Here is a 17316-nt window from a genome sequence, read left to right as displayed (position 1 = left end):
TCACAGACCCAGTGCGGCGATCAGCGGTGGGGAGGCCACGAAGCCGATCTGGATAACAACGAGCACCGAGAAGATGCTGAGCAGGGCTTTGTCGCCCGGGCCTGAGGCCTTGATGCTGAGGAAACCGGGCAGCCGCAGCTTCCACCAGCGTCGTCCACGCAGGGGCAGCACCGGGGCGAAGGCGGGGATACCCGCCTTGGTGGCCATGTCCCCGAGCAGGTGGGTGACCACACCGACCGTCACCGCCGAACCCATTACCAGTCCCAGGGAAGCGGCAGGGACGAAGGTCCACGCCCCGTAGGCCAACGCCGCTGCGGCACCGGTGACGACAATCCAGTCATGTTTCTTCGACCATTCGGGCAGCAGGCCGCGGATGGCCAGACTGAGCAGGAAGAACAGCAGTCCGATCACCGCCGGCTTCTCGTAGGCCCCGATCAGTGCCGTCGCCCCGGCGCCGGCCGCCAGGGCGAACCACACGGTGTGCGTCAGGGTGCGGTGGCCGTTGTTGCAGCGGGGGTCCCTGCGGCCACGGGTCAGGTTGACCACACCCTGCGAGAAATTCTCCACCCCGCGCGAAACCACCTGGGACAGGGGGCCGAAGGAACGCGCGACCGTGGCCTGCGGGGAATCCAGGTCCGGCAACAGGGCAGCCCCGGCGGCCAGGCCGGCGTAGACGAAGGCCTCCTGCGCGGTGGTGACCCCACCCCACTCGGCGGGCAGCATCTGCGCGACGGCCAGCCCCACGGCAGCCCCACTCATCGCGTGGGTCGGTCCCATCACCACTGTCCATCACTCCCTCGGTGTCCGTATGTCGACATCGACAATACGACACAAGTTCGAACGATTGTTCGCGGGGTGGGTTTAGGGGTGGTGGTGCCGGGACGGCGAGGGTGCGGTCCTACACCTTGAAGTTGAAGCGGATGTCCCTGGGCATGACGTGGATTGCGGTGAAATCCGGGAGACCGACAACCTGATGTACCTCATCGGCGGGGATGATGAAGGTGTCCCCGGCGTGCAGCTCATGGGACACCTCCCCGAAGGTGATGGTGCAGGTGCCCTCGAGGATGACCAGTGCAGATTCGTGGGAGGCTGTGTGCGGTGGGAATCCAGCGCCGTCGACGCCCTCCATCCGTTTGGTGCTGAGGACGGTACCGTCCTTGAGTGAAGTGGTCTTCCTCATCAACTGCTCCTCTGCTGGCCGCTGTCCGGTCGCCCTGACTGTACCTGGGGTTACGGGCGGTTCAACCTTTTTCCGAGTCGGTCGGTGAACGGCGGGCGACGATCTGCCGGATCAGTTTCTCGACCTCCACCAGCACCATCACGGTTGCGCCGACCGCGGTGCAGAACAACCACTCCGCTGCACTCAACGGGGCCAGTCCGATGAGCTCAGCGGATACCTCCCAACTCATCGCACCCCACTGCAGGAGCAGTGCGGCGAAAGAGGAGATCAACAGCAGCGGGTTGCCGAAGGGGTTGAGCCGGAAAAGTGACACCCGCTCCGCACGGGAGTTGAACACGTTGAAGAAGTTGAACATCACCATCGTGATCAGGGCCAGGGTTCGGGCATGGTCGAGGGCGAACCCGGCGTCCTGTGCCAGGTTGTACACGAGGAGGGTACCCAGCCCCATCCAGGTGCCCGTCACCAATGTGCGGATGAGCATGGTGCGCCCGAGAATGCCCTCGGACTGGGACCTGGGCGGTTGTCTGAGCTCATCTCCTTCGCCGCGTTCGAAGCCGAGCGCGATGTCCTGGATACCGTTGGTGATCACGTTCATGAAGATCAGCATCGCGGGCAGGAAGATCAGCGGCAGATCGCTGAATGTGTTCAGGGCAACCGCGAGCATCGCGGCCAGACCGTTGGCGAGCAGGAAGTGGGTGGCCTTCCGGATGGAGGCGAAGGTCACCCGGCCCTGGCGGACCGCTTCCACGATGGTGACGAAGTTGTCGTCAGCGAGCACGAGGTCCGCGGACTCCCGGGCGACATCAGTGCCGGATTTTCCCATGGCGATCCCGACAGCGGCCGCTCTGAGGGCGGGGGCATCGTTCACACCGTCCCCGGTGATGGCGACGATGTTCTCAGCTTCCTGCAGCACCTGGACGATGCGCAGCTTGTCCTGGGGGCTCATCCGCGCCGCTATTGAGGTGTCCCGGAGTCGCCCGCGGAGCTCGGAGTCGTCGAGCCTGGCCATCTCGGCGCCGGTCAGCGGGCCGAGCCTGCTCCTCAGTCCCAGCCGTCGCCCAATTGCCTCGGCCGTGCCGGGATGGTCGCCGGTGATCATCATGACCCGGATTCCGGCGCTTTGGCAGTCGGCGATCGCCTGTTTCACTCCCTCCCGGGGAGGGTCCATCATCCCCTGGAGCCCGGTGAAGGTCAGCCCGCGTGGTTCATCGAGCGACTCCCCGTACTCTGCCGCGGGTACCTCCACTGAGGCGGTGGCGATGACCCGCAGTCCACGTCCGCCCAGTTCCTGGCTCGCCTGCTGTATCATCTCCCCGTCCAGCGGCACGGGGCCCTCCGGGGTGTCCATGGACGAACAGAAATCAAGGATGGTTTCCGGGGCCCCTTTCACATGCAGGACGTGCCCGTCGGCCGTGCGGAACATCGCCTGGGAGTACTTCTTCTCGGGTTCGTAAGCGTTGGCCGCCACCGGCCCGGTTTCGCGTTCCCCGGCGGAGACTGCACCGGTGCGTAGACCGGCGGCAGCCATGGCGACGTCGACGGCGTCGCCGACCAGGCCGAACTCCTGGTCGGTGCCCGCGCGGGGCTCGGCTTCGTTGCTGAGCGCACCGGTGCGCAGTGATCGGCGTTGGGTGGCGCTGAGTGCGCTGCCGTCCCCGGGGAGTCGGGTGACATCGAGTTCCTGACCGTCGGGGGTCCAGAGCTTCTCCACGGTCATCCGGTTGATGGTGAGAGTTCCGGTCTTGTCTGAACCGATGATGTCGGTGGAGCCGAGCGTCTCGACGGAAGGGAGGTTGCGGATGACGGCTCTGTGTTTCGCCATCCGGGACACGCCCACGCCGAGCGTGACGGTGAAGACGATCGGGAGGGCCTCCGGCAGCGCGGACACGATGAGTGCGACTGCGTTGCGGAAGGCCTCGGAGGCAGTGGTGCCCAGCGGGACAGAGACCACGGAAATCAACGCGGCGACCGCGATGACGACTACGGCGATGTATTTCTCAAGGCGGTCGGTGAGCTTCTGCAGCGGTGTCTTCTGGGCTTTGACCTGGACAGATTGGGCGATGGCGCCCAGTTCGGTATCCAGAGCGGTGGCGACGACGGTGCCGCTCGCGCGCCCTGAGGCCACGAGCGTGCCGGAGTATGCCATGTTGAGCCTGTCACTGAGGTCGGTGTCCTCGGGATGCGGACCGGTCGACTTCAGCACAGGCAGCACTTCGCCCGTGAGCATTGACTCATTGATCTGCAGGTCATGTACGTCCGTCAGGCGGAGGTCAGCCGGCACCTTGTCACCGGATTCGAGCCGGACGAGATCGCCGGCCACCAGTTCACGCGCAGCGATGCGCTCGGCGGTACCGGAGCGCACCACCGTGGCCTCGGCGACCGTCAGCTGTCTGAGGGCCTTCACATCGTGTTCGGCCTTGCGCTCCTGCCAGAACCCGAGGGAGGCGTTGAGCAGCAGGGTCAGCAGGATCACGAAGGAGTCGAACCACTCGTGCAGGAACAGCGTGATCACTGCGGCGGCGAGGAGAAAGAGGATCATGGGGGACCGGAACTGGCGCAGCAGTACCTGGTACCAGCGGTCCGGCGGTCGTTCCTGGATCTCGTTGGGCCCCAGATCCAGCAGCCGGGTACGGGCCTCCTCAACGCTGAGCCCTTGGTCAGTGGTGCGCAGAAGAGCACGGACCTCGGACTGTCCCAGTGCGTGCCATTGTTGCGGACTCGTAGTGGGCTGGAGCACCATGCACCTCGGATCAGAGACAGCGTTTTACTTTCCACAGTAGGAACCTGGCGGGCTGACTTCCACCGACGGCATACGACGAGGGGGAGATCTGTCTACAGCGCTCCCGGAAATCCCAGTTGACGCCAGGCCTCGTAGGTGGCCACCGCGGCTGAGTTGGAGAGGTTCATGGAACGGCGCCCGGGGATCATGGGGATGCGCACCTCGTGCTCGATGCGCGGATGCGCCAGGTGCTCCTCCGGGATGCCGGTCGGTTCGGTGCCGAAGAGCAGGGCGTCGCCCTCGCGCCACTGGACCTGGGTGTGCCACACGGGGGCGCGGGTGGTGAAGGCGAAGATGCGGGAGGAGGGGAGCGTCGAGAAGCATTCGTCGAGATCCGGGTGCACGGTGACGTCGGCCAGGTCGTGGTAGTCCAGGCCGGCGCGCCGCAGATGCTTCTCCGTGAGGTCGAAACCCAGTGGCTCCACCAGGTGCAGATGTGCGCCCGTACCGGCGCACATGCGGATGGCGTTACCCGTGTTCGGCGGAATAACCGGATTATCGAAGATGACGTGCAGTCTGGCCATTCCCAAGAGTCTAGGATGAGGGGCGTGACTGCGATCAAACTTGACGGACAGCTCTACCGAGACGAGATCTTCGAGGACCTGGCGGTACGGACCGCCGCCCTCCGTGAGAAGGGCATCGTGCCCGGCCTGGCCACCGTGCTTGTGGGTGATGACCCGGCCTCCCACTCCTACGTGAAGATGAAGCACCGCGACTGCGAGCAGATCGGCGTCAACTCCATCCGGAAGGACCTGCCGGCCGACATCTCCCAGGAGGAGCTGCTGGCCGTCATCGAGGAGCTCAACAACGACCCGGCCTGCACCGGCTACATCGTGCAGCTCCCGCTGCCGAAGCACCTCGACGAGAACGCCGTGCTGGCCGCGATCGACCCGGAGAAGGACGCCGACGGCCTGCACCCGGTCAACCTGGGCAAGCTCGTGCTCAACGAGCCCGCCCCGCTGCCGTGCACCCCGAACGGCGCGATCCACCTGCTCCGCCGTTTCGGCGTGGAACTCAACGGCGCGAAGGTCGTCGTCATCGGTCGCGGCGTGACCGTCGGCCGCCCGATCGGCCTCATGCTCACCCGTCGTTCCGAGAACTCCACCGTCACCCTCTGCCACACGGGCACGAAGGACCTGGCCGCCGAGACGCGCGCCGCTGACGTCATCGTCGCTGCCGCGGGTGTTCCCCACATGCTCACCGCCGACATGATCAAGCCCGGCGCCGCGGTGCTCGACGTCGGTGTCTCGCGTCTCGACGGCAAGCTGGCCGGCGACGTCCACCCCGATGTCTGGGAGGTTGCGGGCCATGTCTCCCCGAACCCGGGTGGTGTCGGTCCGCTGACCCGCGCCTTCCTGGTGCGCAACGTCGTCGAGAGGGCGGAACTGCTCGCAGGTGAGTAAACCGCTGGACAACCCCCACGACCTGGAGGAACCGCCTTCCCGTCTGCCCCGCTGGGCGCAGTGGACGGGCATGGCGGTTTTCCTGCTCGGTGGGGTGGTGGCCAGTGGTTTCGCCGTCACCGAGCACTGGCGGCGGGCGACCTTCATGCTGGGGGCGTCCCTGCTGTGGCTGGCGGTGGTCCGGCTGACCTGTGATTCGCGCATCGTGGGGGTGTTCGCGGTCCGCTCGAAGCGTTTCGACGCCATCTTCTGCGTCATCATCGGCGGTCTCATGGCCTTACTGGCCGCCTCCGTCGACGCCCTCGGATCATGAGGTCCGAACGTGGTTTTACTGGGGTGTCCGATGTGAAATCTCCATGGTGCATAACTGTCGGGGGGTCGACGGGGGTGGCGACCAAAATTCAACCAAGGCAAGCCTAGCCTTATGGGAAAGTGTTGGGTAGGTTGAGACGCAGTCCGCTTGAACCGACAACCCCACGCAGGAACGAGGAGAACGCAGATGACAGTGTCTGACCCCTCAGAAGGCGCCTCTGGGGCCGGTTCGCCGCGGACCCGCGTCCACTCTGGTCCGGAGCTCGGCGGGGCTGAACTGGCCCCCCAGTTCTGGGTAGGGGAGGGGGTGGAATTCTCCACTCCGTGAAGATGCTCTGCATGCCGCCCAGCGACCAGGTCAGGTCCGGGCAGCGTTCCCGCTGCACATGAGAACCGGTCATCTTGACGGCCGCGTCCAATGGGATGGACGTCGCTGTCACGGGGACATGGCCCTCGCTCCAGGGCCGAACTCCGGATGTGCGGCAGGGAAACAACGGGAAACAGGTCAGGCGCGGTACAGGATCACAGATCCTGTACCGCGCCTCTCTTCTGCCCGGGGCAGTGCCCTAGATCGAATAACCCCCGCGACCCTCACCCGCGGCCACCTCGGCGGTGGACAGGTCGAGGAAGCGGCGCAGGATACGGTCCATCTGCCGGAACTCGGTCAGGAAGGCGTCGTGGCCCACGGGAGAGACGATCTTCGCCATCCCCAGCAGGTTGCCTACGTTGCGCGACAGGTGTTCCTGCTGGTGGTAGGGGTAGAGGATATCGGTGTCCACCCCGACGATCATCGTGGGTACCTGCGTGGAGGCAAGCGCCTTGTTCAGGCCGCCCCGGCCGCGGCCGATGTCGTGGCGGTTGAGCGAATCGGTGAGGGTGACGTAGCTGCCGGCGTCGAAACGCTCGACGAGCTTGACCCCCTGATGGTCGAGGTAGCTCTCGACCGCGAAGCGCTGGCTGGGGGACCGGTGGGGGCCCAGGGGATTCTCGCCGGTCTGCGGCGTAGTGCCGAAACGCTCGTCCATCTCCTGCTCGCCACGGTAGGTCAGATGTGCGATGCGGCGGGCGGCCGCCAGGCCGGCGTCCGGGGAGCGGCCCGTCCCGTGGAAGTCCCCGCCCTGCCAGTCGGGATCGCGCTCGATGGCGCTGATCTGTGCGGCCTGGATGCCGATCTGCCACGCGCTGGCGCGGGCCGAGACCGCGATGACACACGCGGAGGCGACCTCCCCCGGGTGCATCAGCGTCCACTCGAGTGCCCTCGCCCCGCCCATTGACCCGCCGAGGACGGCGTGGAGGTGGGTGATGCCCAGGGCGTGCAGGAACTGGCGTTCCACGGAGACCTGGTCACGGATGGAGATCGCCGGGAAGCGGGAACCCCATACCTCGCCGTCGGGATGTTCCGAGGACGGCCCGGTGGAGCCTTTGCACCCGCCGATGACGTTGGTGCAGATGACGCACCAGCGGTCGGTGTCGAGTGCCTTGCCGGGGCCGAGGAGGTCGCACCACCAGTCGGCCACGTCGGTGTCACCGGTCAGGGCGTGCTGGACGAGCAGGATGTTATTGTGCCCGTCAGGCTCGCCTCTGAATTCACCCCAACGCTGGTAGGCGATGGTGACGTCGGGGATCATCACGCCGGCTTCGGTGGTGAAGTCACCGATGCGCAGTGGGGTGAGTGTCCCTTCAGGGGCGAGTTGAACCATGGGTTACCTGCTTCTGTGTCAGTTAGGCGTCGGAAACGGCGGCGAAGCCGAGCTCGAGATCTGCGATGATGTCCTCGATGTTCTCGATGCCGACGGAGAGGCGGATCGTCGCCTGGGAGATGCCTGCACGGCGCAGCCCCTCTGCATCCGACTGGGAGTGGGTGGTGGAGGCCGGGTGAACGACCAGCGAGCGCACATCGCCGAGGTTGGCCACGTTGGAGTGCAGCCTGAGGGAGTCGATGAACTTCCAGGCCCCGGCGCGGTCGTCCTGCTCGCCCTTGAGGGTGAAGGCGAGGACCGAGCCGGTGTACCTCAGACCCAGCTTCTCCTTGACCTGGTACCACGGGGAGGACTCCAGGCCGGCGAAGTTGACGGACTCGACCTGCGGGTGGGCGGCGAGGAACTCGGCCACCCTGATGGCGTTCTCGTTGTGGCGCTCGATGCGCAGGGCGAGAGTGTCCAGGCCCTGCAGGACCACCCAGGCATTGAAGGGGGAGATGGCGGCACCGGTATCGCGCAGGTGGCCGACGCGGGCCTTGAGGGCGTATGCCGGTGCACCCAGGTCGGCGTACTTCAGACCGTGGTAGGCCGGGTCCGGGGTGACGAACTGCCCGAAGACGGGCTGGCCGTCACGCTCGACGGTCCAGTCGAACTTGCCACCGTCGACGAGGGTCCCACCGATGGAGGAGCCGTTGCCCGTGTAGAACTTGGTCAGCGAGGCGACGACGATGTCCGCACCGAGTTCCAGCGGGCGGACCAGGGCGGCGGTGGCCACGGTGTTGTCCACGATCAGCGGGACGCTGTTGTGGTGGGCGACCTCGGCGATGACGGGGATGTCGAGGATGTCGGCGACAGGATTGCCGAAGGTTTCCGCGTAGAAGGCGCGGGTGTTCGGGCGTACGGCTGCCTGCCAGGACTCGGGATCATCCGGGTTCTCCACGAAGGTGAACTCGATGCCCAGACGCTTGAGGGTGACCTGGAAGAGGGTCTCCGTGCCACCGTAGAGGCGCGGGGAGGTGACGATGTGGTCGCCGGAACCGGCGAGGTTGAGGATCGCGGCGGTCTGGGCGGCCTGACCGGAGGCGAAGGCCAGGGCGGCAACGCCGCCTTCCAGGGAGGCGATGCGCTCCTCGAGGGTGTTCACCGTCGGGTTGTTCAGGCGGGTGTAGATGAAACCGCCCTCGGCGAGGCTGAAGCGGTTGGCCGCGTTCTCGGCCGAGTCGAAGACGTAGGAGGTGGTCATGTGGATCGGCTGGTTACGGGATCCGGTGTCGCCGTCCAGGCCACCGCCTGCGTGGATGGAGCGGGTCTCGAATGCCCAGTCGCCGGCGTTGCTGTTGTCGTATTTGGCCATGGTGGATCCTCTTCCGATTCTTCGGGGGTTGGAGCGATGTTATTGTCAACACCATAATGGACAGCTCGGTCTAGGGCAATCAGGCGGGAGAATGAATTCAGCCCGGACACCACCTATGATTCTGCTTGAGCCTGTCTGAGCCCTGTGAACCAAGTGAGGCGTGCATGGAATCGAATACGGCCAACGTTCCGACCCCCGAGAAACACGCTCCCCAGGGAATCATCGGGGTGATGGCCGGGGTCCTCGGGCTCTTCACCCTGATGACCATCTGCGCGGCGCTCATCGCCATCGCCTACGCCTACGGCGGGGGCGCCGGACTGATCGGCTGGGTGCGGCTGCCCCTGGGGCTGGAACCTTTCCTGCGGCTCAACCTGGCGATCTCCGATATTGTCGCTTATGCCGCACTTTTCGTGGCCATCCTGCTGGCCGCCACGGTTCAGCTGAACTCCACTGTCTCCGCGGCGGACAGCATCGCCGACAATCGCCCCGCCAGCGCTGCGGAGGCCCGCGCCCAGCAGCGGGACCTGCAGACCTACGCCAATCAGGCTGAGATGTCCATGCTTGTCAGCTTCGGTGCTGCCTTCGCGGTGCTGCTCATGACCCTCCTGTTCGGCTTCGCCGAGATCGCCGGCAGCGCCGCCGCAGGCGATGTTGACCGCCACGGCGTCGGTTGGGTCGGTTTCGTCGAGGTCGCACCGGGCCTGGTCCATCCGCGGATCTTCTTCATGTACGTGGTCAGCTTCCTGCTCTTCCTGACCACCTACGCCTCCCTGCCCGAGTGGAAGAACACCGGCCTGTTCCGGCGTCAGGTGGAGGACAACGCCTGGGAAGCCCGTGCGCGGTTGGCCCTGATCGCCGCCGAGCACGACCTGAGCAATGTCGACGCCATCCGGCCCACCGCCGGGGCGAGGACCGCTGCCCTGGCCGGTTACCTCCTGTACCTGACGGGCTTCGCCCTGGCACTGAACCTGTCGCTGGCGCTGTTTGCCGGGGAGGTCGGATTCAACGGCATCTTCACCGCCGGCCAGTTCCCCTTGTTCTTCCTCTTCGGGTTCATCGCCATGATGCTCTCCAGCGGGGTGGGGGCGGTCATGCTGCGGATCTTCCACCTCCACGGGCGCAGCAGTGTGCTCTCGGTGACCATGCTGGTGCTCGTTTTCCTCGCCGTGTTCTACGTCGTCTCGGCGGAGGGAGCCAGCTGGGTGATCGGTCTGGGGGTGGCCATGTCCGCTTATCTTGCGCTCTGGGTCTTCCTCTACTGGCGTGGCAGTGACGTACTCGACCAGAAAGACCCCACCACCTGGGAGTTCTTCCTTAACCCGCCGAAGTACTTCATCGTCCACCGCTACGAGGCCATCCGCCGCTCGGCGGAGATCCTGGAGGACGAGAACGCCCCGCTCACCGGAGGGTGAACGGGGCGTCGAGAAGCGAGGTTCTACTTCAGACCGTCAATGATCTCGTTGAACTTCGCGGACGGGCGCATGACCTCGGAGGTCTTCTCCTCGGACGGGGCGTAGTATCCGCCCAGCTCGACGGAGACACCCTGGTTGTCGATGAGCTCCTTGTCGATGGCCGCGGCGTTCTCCGCCAGGGCTGCGGCGACCGGGGCGAACTTCTCGGCCAGTGCAGCGTCATCGGACTGAGCGGCCAGTGCCTCGGCCCAGTAGGCGGCGAGGTAGAAGTGGGAGCCGCGGTTGTCGATCTCGCCGACCTTGCGGGACGGGGACTTGCCCTCGGCCAGCAGCTTCTCGGTGGACTGGTCCAGGGCATCGGCCAGGACGGCGGCCTGGGCGTTGTCCTGGGTACGGGAGACGTGGCGCAGGGACTCGGCCAGGGCGAGGAACTCGCCGAGGGAATCCCAGCGCAGGTGGTTCTCCGAGGTGACCTGCTCGACGTGCTTCGGGGCGGAGCCACCGGCACCGGTCTCGAAGAGGCCGCCGCCGGCCATCAGCGGCACGACGGAGAGCATCTTGGCGGAAGTGCCCAGCTCGAGGATCGGGAAGAGGTCGGTGTTGTAGTCACGCAGGACGTTGCCGGTCACGGAGATGGTGTCCTCACCGCGGCGGATGCGGTCCACGGACAGCTGGGTCGCCTCGACCGGGGAGAGGATCCTGATGTCCAGGCCCTCGGTGTCGTGGTCGGCCAGGTACTTCTCCACCAGTGCGGTCAGGTTGCGGTCGTGGGCGCGCTCCGGGTCGAGCCAGAACACGGCCGGCATGCCGGAGATACGTGCGCGGTCGACGGCGAGCTTGACCCAGTCCTGGATCGGGGCGTCCTTGGTCTGGCAGGCACGCCAGATATCGCCCTCGGAGACGTCGTGGGCGAGGAGGGCCTCGCCGGCGGAGTTGCGGACCTCGACCTTGCCGTCGGACTCGATGCGGAAGGTCTTGTCGTGGGAGCCGTACTCCTCGGCCTTCTGAGCCATCAGGCCGACGTTGGGGACGGTGCCCATGGTGGTCGGGTCGAAGGCGCCGTTGGCCTTGCAGTCCTCGATGACCGTCTGGAATACGCCGGCGTAGGAGGAATCCGGGATGACAGCCAGGGTGTCCTGGGTCTGGTCATCCTTGTTCCACATCTGGCCGGAGGTGCGGATCATGGCCGGCATGGAGGCGTCGACGATGACGTCGGAGGGCACGTGCAGGTTGGTGATGCCCTTCGCGGAGTTGACCATGGCCAGGTCCGGGCCGTTGGCCAGGGCCTCGTCGAAGGCCGCACGGATCTCGGCGCCGTTGTCCAGCTTGCCCAGGCCGTCGAGGATGGCACCGAGGCCGTTCTCACCGTTGAGGCCGGCGGCCTCGAGCTGCTCGCCGTACTTGTCGAAGACGTCGGCGAAGAAGGCGCGGACGACGTAGCCGAAGATGATCGGGTCGGAGACCTTCATCATGGTGGCCTTCATGTGCACGGAGAAGAGGATGCCCTCCTCCTTGGCGCGCTTGACCTGCTCGGCGAGGAACTTTTTCAGGGCGGCGGCGCGCAGGACGGTGCCGTCGACGACCTCGCCCTTGAGCACCGGCAGGTCCTCGCGCAGCTTGGTCTCGGTGCCGTCGGCGGCCACGTGGACGAAGGAGAGGGTGTCGGCCTCCGGCAGGATGACGGACTGCTCGTTGTGGCGGAAGTCATCGGCAGCCATGGTGGCGACGTTGGTCCTGGAGTCTGCGGACCACTCGCCCATGCGGTGCGGGTTTTTCTTGACGAAGTTCTTCACGGCCTCCGGCGCACGACGGTCGGAGTTGCCCTCACGGAGTACGGGGTTCACGGCGGAACCCATTACTACGCTGTAACGCTTGCGGGCCTCCTTCTCATCCTCGGTCTGCGGGGAGTCGACGAAGTCGGGGATGTCGTAGCCCTGGGCCTGGAGCTCCGTGATGGCGGCCTTCAGCTGCGGCACGGAGGCGGAGATGTTCGGAAGCTTGATGATGTTGGCTTCCGGGGTCTTCGCAAGCTCGCCCAGCTCGGTGAGGGCGTCATCGACGCGCTGCTCATCGGTGAGACGGTCCGGGAACTGGGCGAGGATGCGGCCGGCGAGGGAAATATCGCGGGTCTCCACATCGATGCCTGCAGTGCCGACGAACGCCTCGACGACCGGCTTGAACGAGTAGGTCGCGAGAAGCGGTGCCTCGTCGGTGCGGGTCCAGATGATCTTAGCCATGTAACTCCCTCGTGGTATACGGGTCAATAGTCGGTTATCCAGCCTACCCTTTCCCCTGGGATACGGTCGGTGGTAGGGGGCCGGGAGCCACCGGGAACCGCTTGCGGTGGCATCTTTTCCCTCCCCCTCAACCAGGGAGAATATACGGAACCGGTGGTGGGCAGCGTAGTGGCGTAGTATGCCCATCCGTGAAAGACCGCCTCCGTTCAGTCCGCACCGTTGTCCCGGCCCGGCGCCCCCGGCCCCGCCAGACCGAGATCACCGAACGACGTCGGCTGATCGTCATGCTGGCCCTCGCCCTGGGTGGTTTCGCCATCGGCACCACCGAATTCGTCTCCATGGGCCTGCTGCCACTCATCGCCGAGGACTTCACCGTCACCGAGGACCAGGCCGGCCACATCATCTCCGCCTACGCCCTCGGCGTGGTCGTCGGTGCCCCGGTGATCACGGCCCTGACCGGGCTGGTGCCCCGGCGCCGTCTGCTCCTGCTGCTCATGCTCGCCTTCACCCTCGGCCACCTCGTCGCCGCGCTCGCGGACAACTATCCGCTGCTGCTGGCCGCCCGCTTCCTCGCGGGCCTGCCACACGGCGCGTATTTCTCGGTGGCGGGACTCTCCGCCGCCTCGATGGCCCCACCCGGGCAGCGCGGCCGGGCCGTCGCCTTCGTGGGCATGGGCCTGTCCGTGGCCACCGTCGCCGGCGTCCCGGCCGCCCAGGCCCTCGGCCAGGCCTACGGCTGGGCGGCGGCCTATGCCCTGGTCGCCATCCTCGGCCTGGCCACCTTCACTGCCCTGTGGTTCCTCATGCCGCACATGACGCAGATGGCGCCCACCTCCGCGCTCACGGAACTCGGTGCCCTCGCCCGCTCCCAGGTCTGGCTGACCCTGGCCATCGGCACCGTCGGTTTCGGCGGCATGTTCGCCGTCTACACCTACATCTCCTGGACCATGACCGAACACGCCGGGCTGGATCTGGAGTGGATGTGGCTGGTTCTCATGGCCTATGGCGTGGGCTCCGTCCTGGGCAACTGGTTCGGCGGACGTGTCGCGGACCGCAATCTCGAGTACGGCATCCTGTTCGCGCTGGTCATGATCGCGGTGGTGCTCACCGGTTTCTACTTCAGTTCTGTCAGCCCGGTGCCCGGAACCTTCAACTTCGCCCTCATCGGTTTCTTCGGCTCCTCCCTCGTGCCCTCCCTGCAGATCCGGCTCATGGATGTCGCCGGGGACGCCCAGACGCTGGCCGCAGCACTCAACCACTCGGCCCTCAACCTGGCGAACGCAGGTGGCGCGGCGTTGGGTGGCGTGGTCATCGCCGCCGGCCTGGGATACTCGGCCCCCGCGCTCGCCGGCGCGGGCCTGGCGGTGGCGGCGATCCTCATCTGGTTCCCCACAGTGTGGCTGCGACGCCGGGCGACGATAAGGTGACGGCCATGACTCTGACCATCACCTCCATCAATGTCAACGGCATCCGGGCCGCTGTGAAGCAGCGCAACGAAGACAACCCGGGGATGCTGGCCTGGCTGGCGGAATCCGCCTCCGACGTCGTGCTCCTGCAGGAGGTGCGGGCCACCATCGACGAGACGGTCAAGGCCCTGCAGCCCGCCCTCGACGCAGGCTGGCACTACGTCGGCGCACCCGCCGTTGCCCGGGGCCGCGCGGGGGTGGGCATCCTCTCCCGCGCCCCGCTTGACGACGTCCGCGTCGGCCTCGGTTCCTTCGTCGACTCCGGCCGCTGGATCGAGGGCACCTTCGACGGGGTGCGTGTGGCCTCGCTGTACCTGCCCTCCGGTTCCGTCGGCTCCGGGAAGCAGGACGAGAAGTACCGTTTCCTCGACGAGTTTGAACCCTTCCTGGAGCAGCGTGCCGGGGAGTTCCCCGACATGATCATCGGTGGGGACTGGAACATCTGTCACCGGCGGGAGGACCTGAAGAACTGGAAGGGGAACCTGAAGAACTCCGGTTTCCTCGCCGACGAACGGGCCTTCATGGACTCCGTGTTCGGGCACTTCCCCGAGGAAATGCCGCAGGAGAAGCCTGGACTGGGGGAGTATCACGGAGTGGTCGACTACGACGGGCGTACGATCCGGGGTGCAGCCACTGAACCGAAGTGGTTCGACGTGGCCCGCCGCCTCCAGCCGGAGGGGGAAGGGCCGTACACCTGGTGGACCTACCGCGGCCAGGCGTTCAACAACAATGCCGGCTGGCGGATCGACTACCAGGCCGCCACCAGAAGCATGCTCGACCGTGCCGAGCACAGCTGGGTTGACCGCGCACCCACCGTGGAGACCCGCTGGTCCGATCACTCCCCACTGAATGTGACATACGCATAGATCATGGACGCCATCGATACCGGCCAGCTGCTGGTCATCACCTTCGTCATCGGCATCACAGCCGAGGCCATCACCGCTGCGCTGGCGGCGGGCAAACAGAAGATGGACCTGTTCGGCGTCGTCGCCCTGGCCGCCCTCACCGGCCTCGGCGGCGGCACCATCCGTGACATGATCCTGGACACCTACCCCCTGACCTGGGTGGAGAACCCCATCTATCTGGTCATCGTGGTGGTTGCCGCCCTGGTGACGGTGTCCCTGTCTTTCCTCATGCACTATTTCCGGAAGGTGTTCCTGCTTGCCGACGCCGTCGGCCTGGCCACCTTCTCAGTCATTGGCACCCAGATCGCCCTGGACCTGGGCTACGGCTTCGTCATCGCCGCCGTGGCGGCGGTGGTCAACGGCGTCTCCGGCGGTGTGCTGCGTGACCTGATGAGCGACCGCGTGCCCCTGGTGTTCTCCAAGGAGCTCTACGCCTCCGTCGCCATGATGGCCACCGCCATATACATGGGACTCCTGGCCGTCGGACTCAGCGAGAACTGGACCATCGTGATCACGCTGGTCGCGACCTTCACCATCCGCGTCATCGCCATGTACTTCGGGCTCAGCCTCCCCGTCTTCGATTACCGCGGGGCGGACCAGCCCATCGACCCGCGGGCCTCCCTGTCCTACCAGTCGATGCGCCGCCACCTGCGTCTGTCACGTCGCCGCGTCACCTTCGACACCTCCCGCTACACCCTGCTGGGCAGGAGCCACAACAAGAAGGGTAAGGGGAGGAAACAGCGTTGGGCCCTGCCGGAGGACGCCACCGGGGAGGACCCCGACGAGATGCCGGATCCGGGGGACGGGGCGGCCAGCCCCAGCCCCCGCTCGTAGCCCCCGCTGCTAGAATGTTTCAACGACTGACATCCTCTTTGTCCTGACCAACTACAGAAGTGGAATCACACATGCGCGCATTCATTCTCCTGATCCTCGGTGTCGCCCTGCTGGTGGGCGGCTTCTTCTGGTACGGTGCCGTCGGCTTCTCCGTGATGGCCATCGTCTGCGCCCTGACCATGGCCGTCGGTGGCGCCCTGATCGTCTCCGCGATCGCGATCGGTCTGGACAAGCACAGCCCCACCTCCCGCAAGCTCTGAGCTTCCGTGGGGAGCGAGGCGGCGTCGAGAAGCAGGCATCGGCGTCGCCTTCGTCGTTCCCGGAGACATGCGGGCTAGACTCGACCGTTATGAATGAGCAGAATCCGTCGCCCGCAGCCCTCCAGCGAGTCCTCTCCGGTATCCAGCCCACCGCGGACTCCTACCACCTGGGCAATTACCTCGGCGCCCTGAAGCAGTGGATCGAGCTGCAGGACAACTACGACGCCTTCTACTTCATCCCTGACCTGCACGCCATCACCGTCGAGCAGGACCCGGCGGAGCTACGCAAGCGCACCATCGCCGGCACCGCCCAGCTCATCGCCCTGGGCATCGACCCGGACAAGTCCACCCTCTTCGTGCAGTCGCATCTGCCGCAGCATGCAGAGCTGACCTGGGTCCTGGGCTGCCTGACCGGTTTCGGTGAGGCCTCGCGCATGACCCAGTTCAAGGACAAATCCCAGAGGCAGGGTGCCGACCGGGCCACCGTCGGACTGTTCACCTACCCCGTCCTCATGGCCGCGGATATTCTCCTCTACCGCCCGCAGCTTGTCCCCGTCGGCGAGGACCAGCGCCAGCACCTGGAGCTGACCCGCACCCTGGCCGAGCGCTTCAACTCCCGCTACGGCGAGACCTTCGTCGTACCAGAGGGCTTCATCCCGGAGGGCTCCGCAAAGATCCAGGACCTGCAGGAACCCACCGCCAAGATGTCCAAGTCCGGTGAGAACCCCAAGGGCCTGATCAACCTTCTCGACGACCCGAAGACCTCCACCAAGCGCATCCGCTCCGCGGTCACCGACAACGACGGCGTCATCGCCTATGACCGGGAGAACAAGCCGGGCGTGTCCAACCTGCTGGCCATCCAGTCCGCGCTGACCGGCACCGGCATCGACGACCTGGTCGCCGGTTACGAAGGCCAGGGTTACGGTGCCCTCAAGGTGGACACCGCCGATGCGCTGGAGGCCTTCACCACCCCGCTGCGTGCCCGCTATGACGAGCTGATGGCTGACCGCGGCGAGCTTGAGCGCATCCTGGCGAAGGGCGCCGAGCGGGCCGGCGAGTACGCCGAGGCCGTCGTCCAGGAGGTTTACGACAAGGTTGGTTTCCTGCGCCGCCTGAAGTAGTCCCTCAGCGGACCTGATTCTGCTTATCGACGCTCCTCCCGCCCCGGGTCACCATCCAGGTGCCCGGGGTCGGTTGTTAGTCGGGTGGGGCCCGACCGGGGTCGGTATCGGCCTCGGCGATGGCCTCCTCGAATTCCTCCTGCGCCCGGGCACGCGCTTCCGCCCCGTGCTGGTAGTCCTCGAATTCCTGGGCCGCTGCCCTCGCTGCTGCCCGCTCACTTCGACGTTGGCGGCGTTGTGTGTAGGTCTGCACCCAGCGTTTCTCCACCGGCGCCAACGGACCCTCCGCATGATCCACCGCCCACGTACCGTCCGCGAACAGCCAGAACACATCCCCCGTGATGGGATCGAGC

At 66.1% G+C, this 17316-nt stretch carries 15 protein-coding genes and 1 pseudogene; 8 read left to right on the top strand and 8 right to left on the bottom strand.

Annotation, left to right across the window (positions count from 1 at the left end; translation table 11 throughout):
• The 4 genes from EAH68_RS04145 to EAH68_RS04130 all read right to left on the bottom strand — a co-directional run bounded on the left by EAH68_RS04145 (window position 1) and on the right by EAH68_RS04130 (window position 4483).
• The gene (locus tag EAH68_RS04145) at window positions 1-777 is read right to left on the bottom strand and encodes a metal-dependent hydrolase (protein ID WP_206436353.1); all 777 of its coding nucleotides are present in this window, start codon (window positions 775-777) and stop codon (window positions 1-3) included.
• A gap of 121 nt (window positions 778-898) precedes the next feature.
• Complete coding sequence (locus EAH68_RS04140; protein WP_126120074.1) at window positions 899-1180, bottom strand: cupin domain-containing protein; 282 nt, start codon at window positions 1178-1180, stop codon at window positions 899-901.
• A 61-nt stretch (window positions 1181-1241) separates the two neighbouring features.
• Window positions 1242-3920 carry a cation-translocating P-type ATPase gene (locus EAH68_RS04135; protein ID WP_126120073.1) on the bottom strand — a complete coding sequence of 893 codons (2679 nt, stop codon included), beginning with the start codon at window positions 3918-3920 and terminating at the stop codon, window positions 1242-1244.
• A gap of 92 nt (window positions 3921-4012) precedes the next feature.
• Window positions 4013-4483 carry a tRNA (cytidine(34)-2'-O)-methyltransferase gene (locus tag EAH68_RS04130; RefSeq protein WP_126120072.1) on the bottom strand — a complete coding sequence of 157 codons (471 nt, stop codon included), beginning with the start codon at window positions 4481-4483 and terminating at the stop codon, window positions 4013-4015.
• Between the two features lie 24 nt (window positions 4484-4507).
• On the opposite strand from EAH68_RS04130, the gene EAH68_RS04125 reads away from it, so the two are divergent.
• Both EAH68_RS04125 and EAH68_RS04120 read left to right on the top strand, forming a co-directional pair.
• A complete protein-coding gene (locus EAH68_RS04125; protein ID WP_126120071.1) occupies window positions 4508-5362 on the top strand; it encodes a bifunctional methylenetetrahydrofolate dehydrogenase/methenyltetrahydrofolate cyclohydrolase in 855 nt (284 codons plus the stop codon).
• A complete protein-coding gene (locus tag EAH68_RS04120; protein ID WP_439647607.1) occupies window positions 5355-5675 on the top strand; it encodes a DUF3017 domain-containing protein in 321 nt (106 codons plus the stop codon). The genes EAH68_RS04125 and EAH68_RS04120 overlap by 8 nt, the downstream gene beginning before the upstream one ends.
• A 565-nt stretch (window positions 5676-6240) precedes the next feature.
• Here EAH68_RS04120 and metX read toward each other — a convergent pair.
• Together metX and EAH68_RS04110 are read right to left on the bottom strand one after the other, a co-directional pair.
• The gene (gene metX / locus EAH68_RS04115; RefSeq protein WP_126120070.1) at window positions 6241-7374 is read right to left on the bottom strand and encodes a homoserine O-acetyltransferase MetX; all 1134 of its coding nucleotides are present in this window, start codon (window positions 7372-7374) and stop codon (window positions 6241-6243) included.
• Between the two features lie 22 nt (window positions 7375-7396).
• Complete coding sequence (locus EAH68_RS04110; RefSeq protein WP_126120069.1) at window positions 7397-8728, bottom strand: O-acetylhomoserine/O-acetylserine sulfhydrylase; 1332 nt, start codon at window positions 8726-8728, stop codon at window positions 7397-7399.
• Window positions 8729-8892: 164 nt separating this feature from the next.
• Here EAH68_RS04110 and EAH68_RS04105 point away from each other — a divergent pair, with 164 nt between their 5' ends.
• Entirely contained in the window at window positions 8893-10140 is a 1248-nt protein-coding gene (locus EAH68_RS04105) for a hypothetical protein (RefSeq protein WP_126120068.1), read from the top strand.
• A gap of 23 nt (window positions 10141-10163) precedes the next feature.
• Here the strand turns inward: EAH68_RS04105 and EAH68_RS04100 are convergent, their stop codons facing one another.
• Entirely contained in the window at window positions 10164-12377 is a 2214-nt protein-coding gene (locus EAH68_RS04100) for an NADP-dependent isocitrate dehydrogenase (protein ID WP_126120067.1), read from the bottom strand.
• Window positions 12378-12661: 284 nt separating this feature from the next.
• Here EAH68_RS04100 and EAH68_RS04095 point away from each other — a divergent pair, with 284 nt between their 5' ends.
• The 5 genes from EAH68_RS04095 to trpS all read left to right on the top strand — a co-directional run bounded on the left by EAH68_RS04095 (window position 12662) and on the right by trpS (window position 16963).
• Window positions 12662-13804 (top strand): MFS transporter, encoded by a 1143-nt coding sequence (locus EAH68_RS04095; RefSeq protein ID WP_126120348.1) that lies wholly within the window; start codon window positions 12662-12664, stop codon window positions 13802-13804.
• Window positions 13805-13809: 5 nt separating this feature from the next.
• Window positions 13810-14709 carry an exodeoxyribonuclease III gene (locus EAH68_RS04090; protein WP_126120066.1) on the top strand — a complete coding sequence of 300 codons (900 nt, stop codon included), beginning with the start codon at window positions 13810-13812 and terminating at the stop codon, window positions 14707-14709.
• Between the two features lie 3 nt (window positions 14710-14712).
• Window positions 14713-15582: a trimeric intracellular cation channel family protein gene (locus EAH68_RS04085; RefSeq protein ID WP_126120065.1), complete on the top strand. Its 870-nt coding sequence runs from the start codon at window positions 14713-14715 to the stop codon at window positions 15580-15582.
• A gap of 71 nt (window positions 15583-15653) precedes the next feature.
• Window positions 15654-15842, top strand: a complete 189-nt coding sequence (locus tag EAH68_RS04080; RefSeq protein WP_126120064.1) for a hypothetical protein — start codon at window positions 15654-15656, stop codon at window positions 15840-15842.
• A gap of 89 nt (window positions 15843-15931) precedes the next feature.
• A complete protein-coding gene (gene trpS, locus EAH68_RS04075) occupies window positions 15932-16963 on the top strand; it encodes a tryptophan--tRNA ligase (protein ID WP_126120063.1) in 1032 nt (343 codons plus the stop codon).
• A 76-nt stretch (window positions 16964-17039) separates the two neighbouring features.
• Here the strand turns inward: trpS and EAH68_RS14705 are convergent.
• A pseudogene (locus EAH68_RS14705) lies at window positions 17040-17316 on the bottom strand (hypothetical protein); the annotation flags it as partial.

The sequence above is a fragment of the Corynebacterium hylobatis genome, assembly GCF_003955685.1.
GTDB classification, from domain to species: Bacteria; Actinomycetota; Actinomycetes; order Mycobacteriales; family Mycobacteriaceae; genus Corynebacterium; species Corynebacterium hylobatis.
This window is presented reverse-complemented; position numbering and strand designations above follow the sequence as displayed.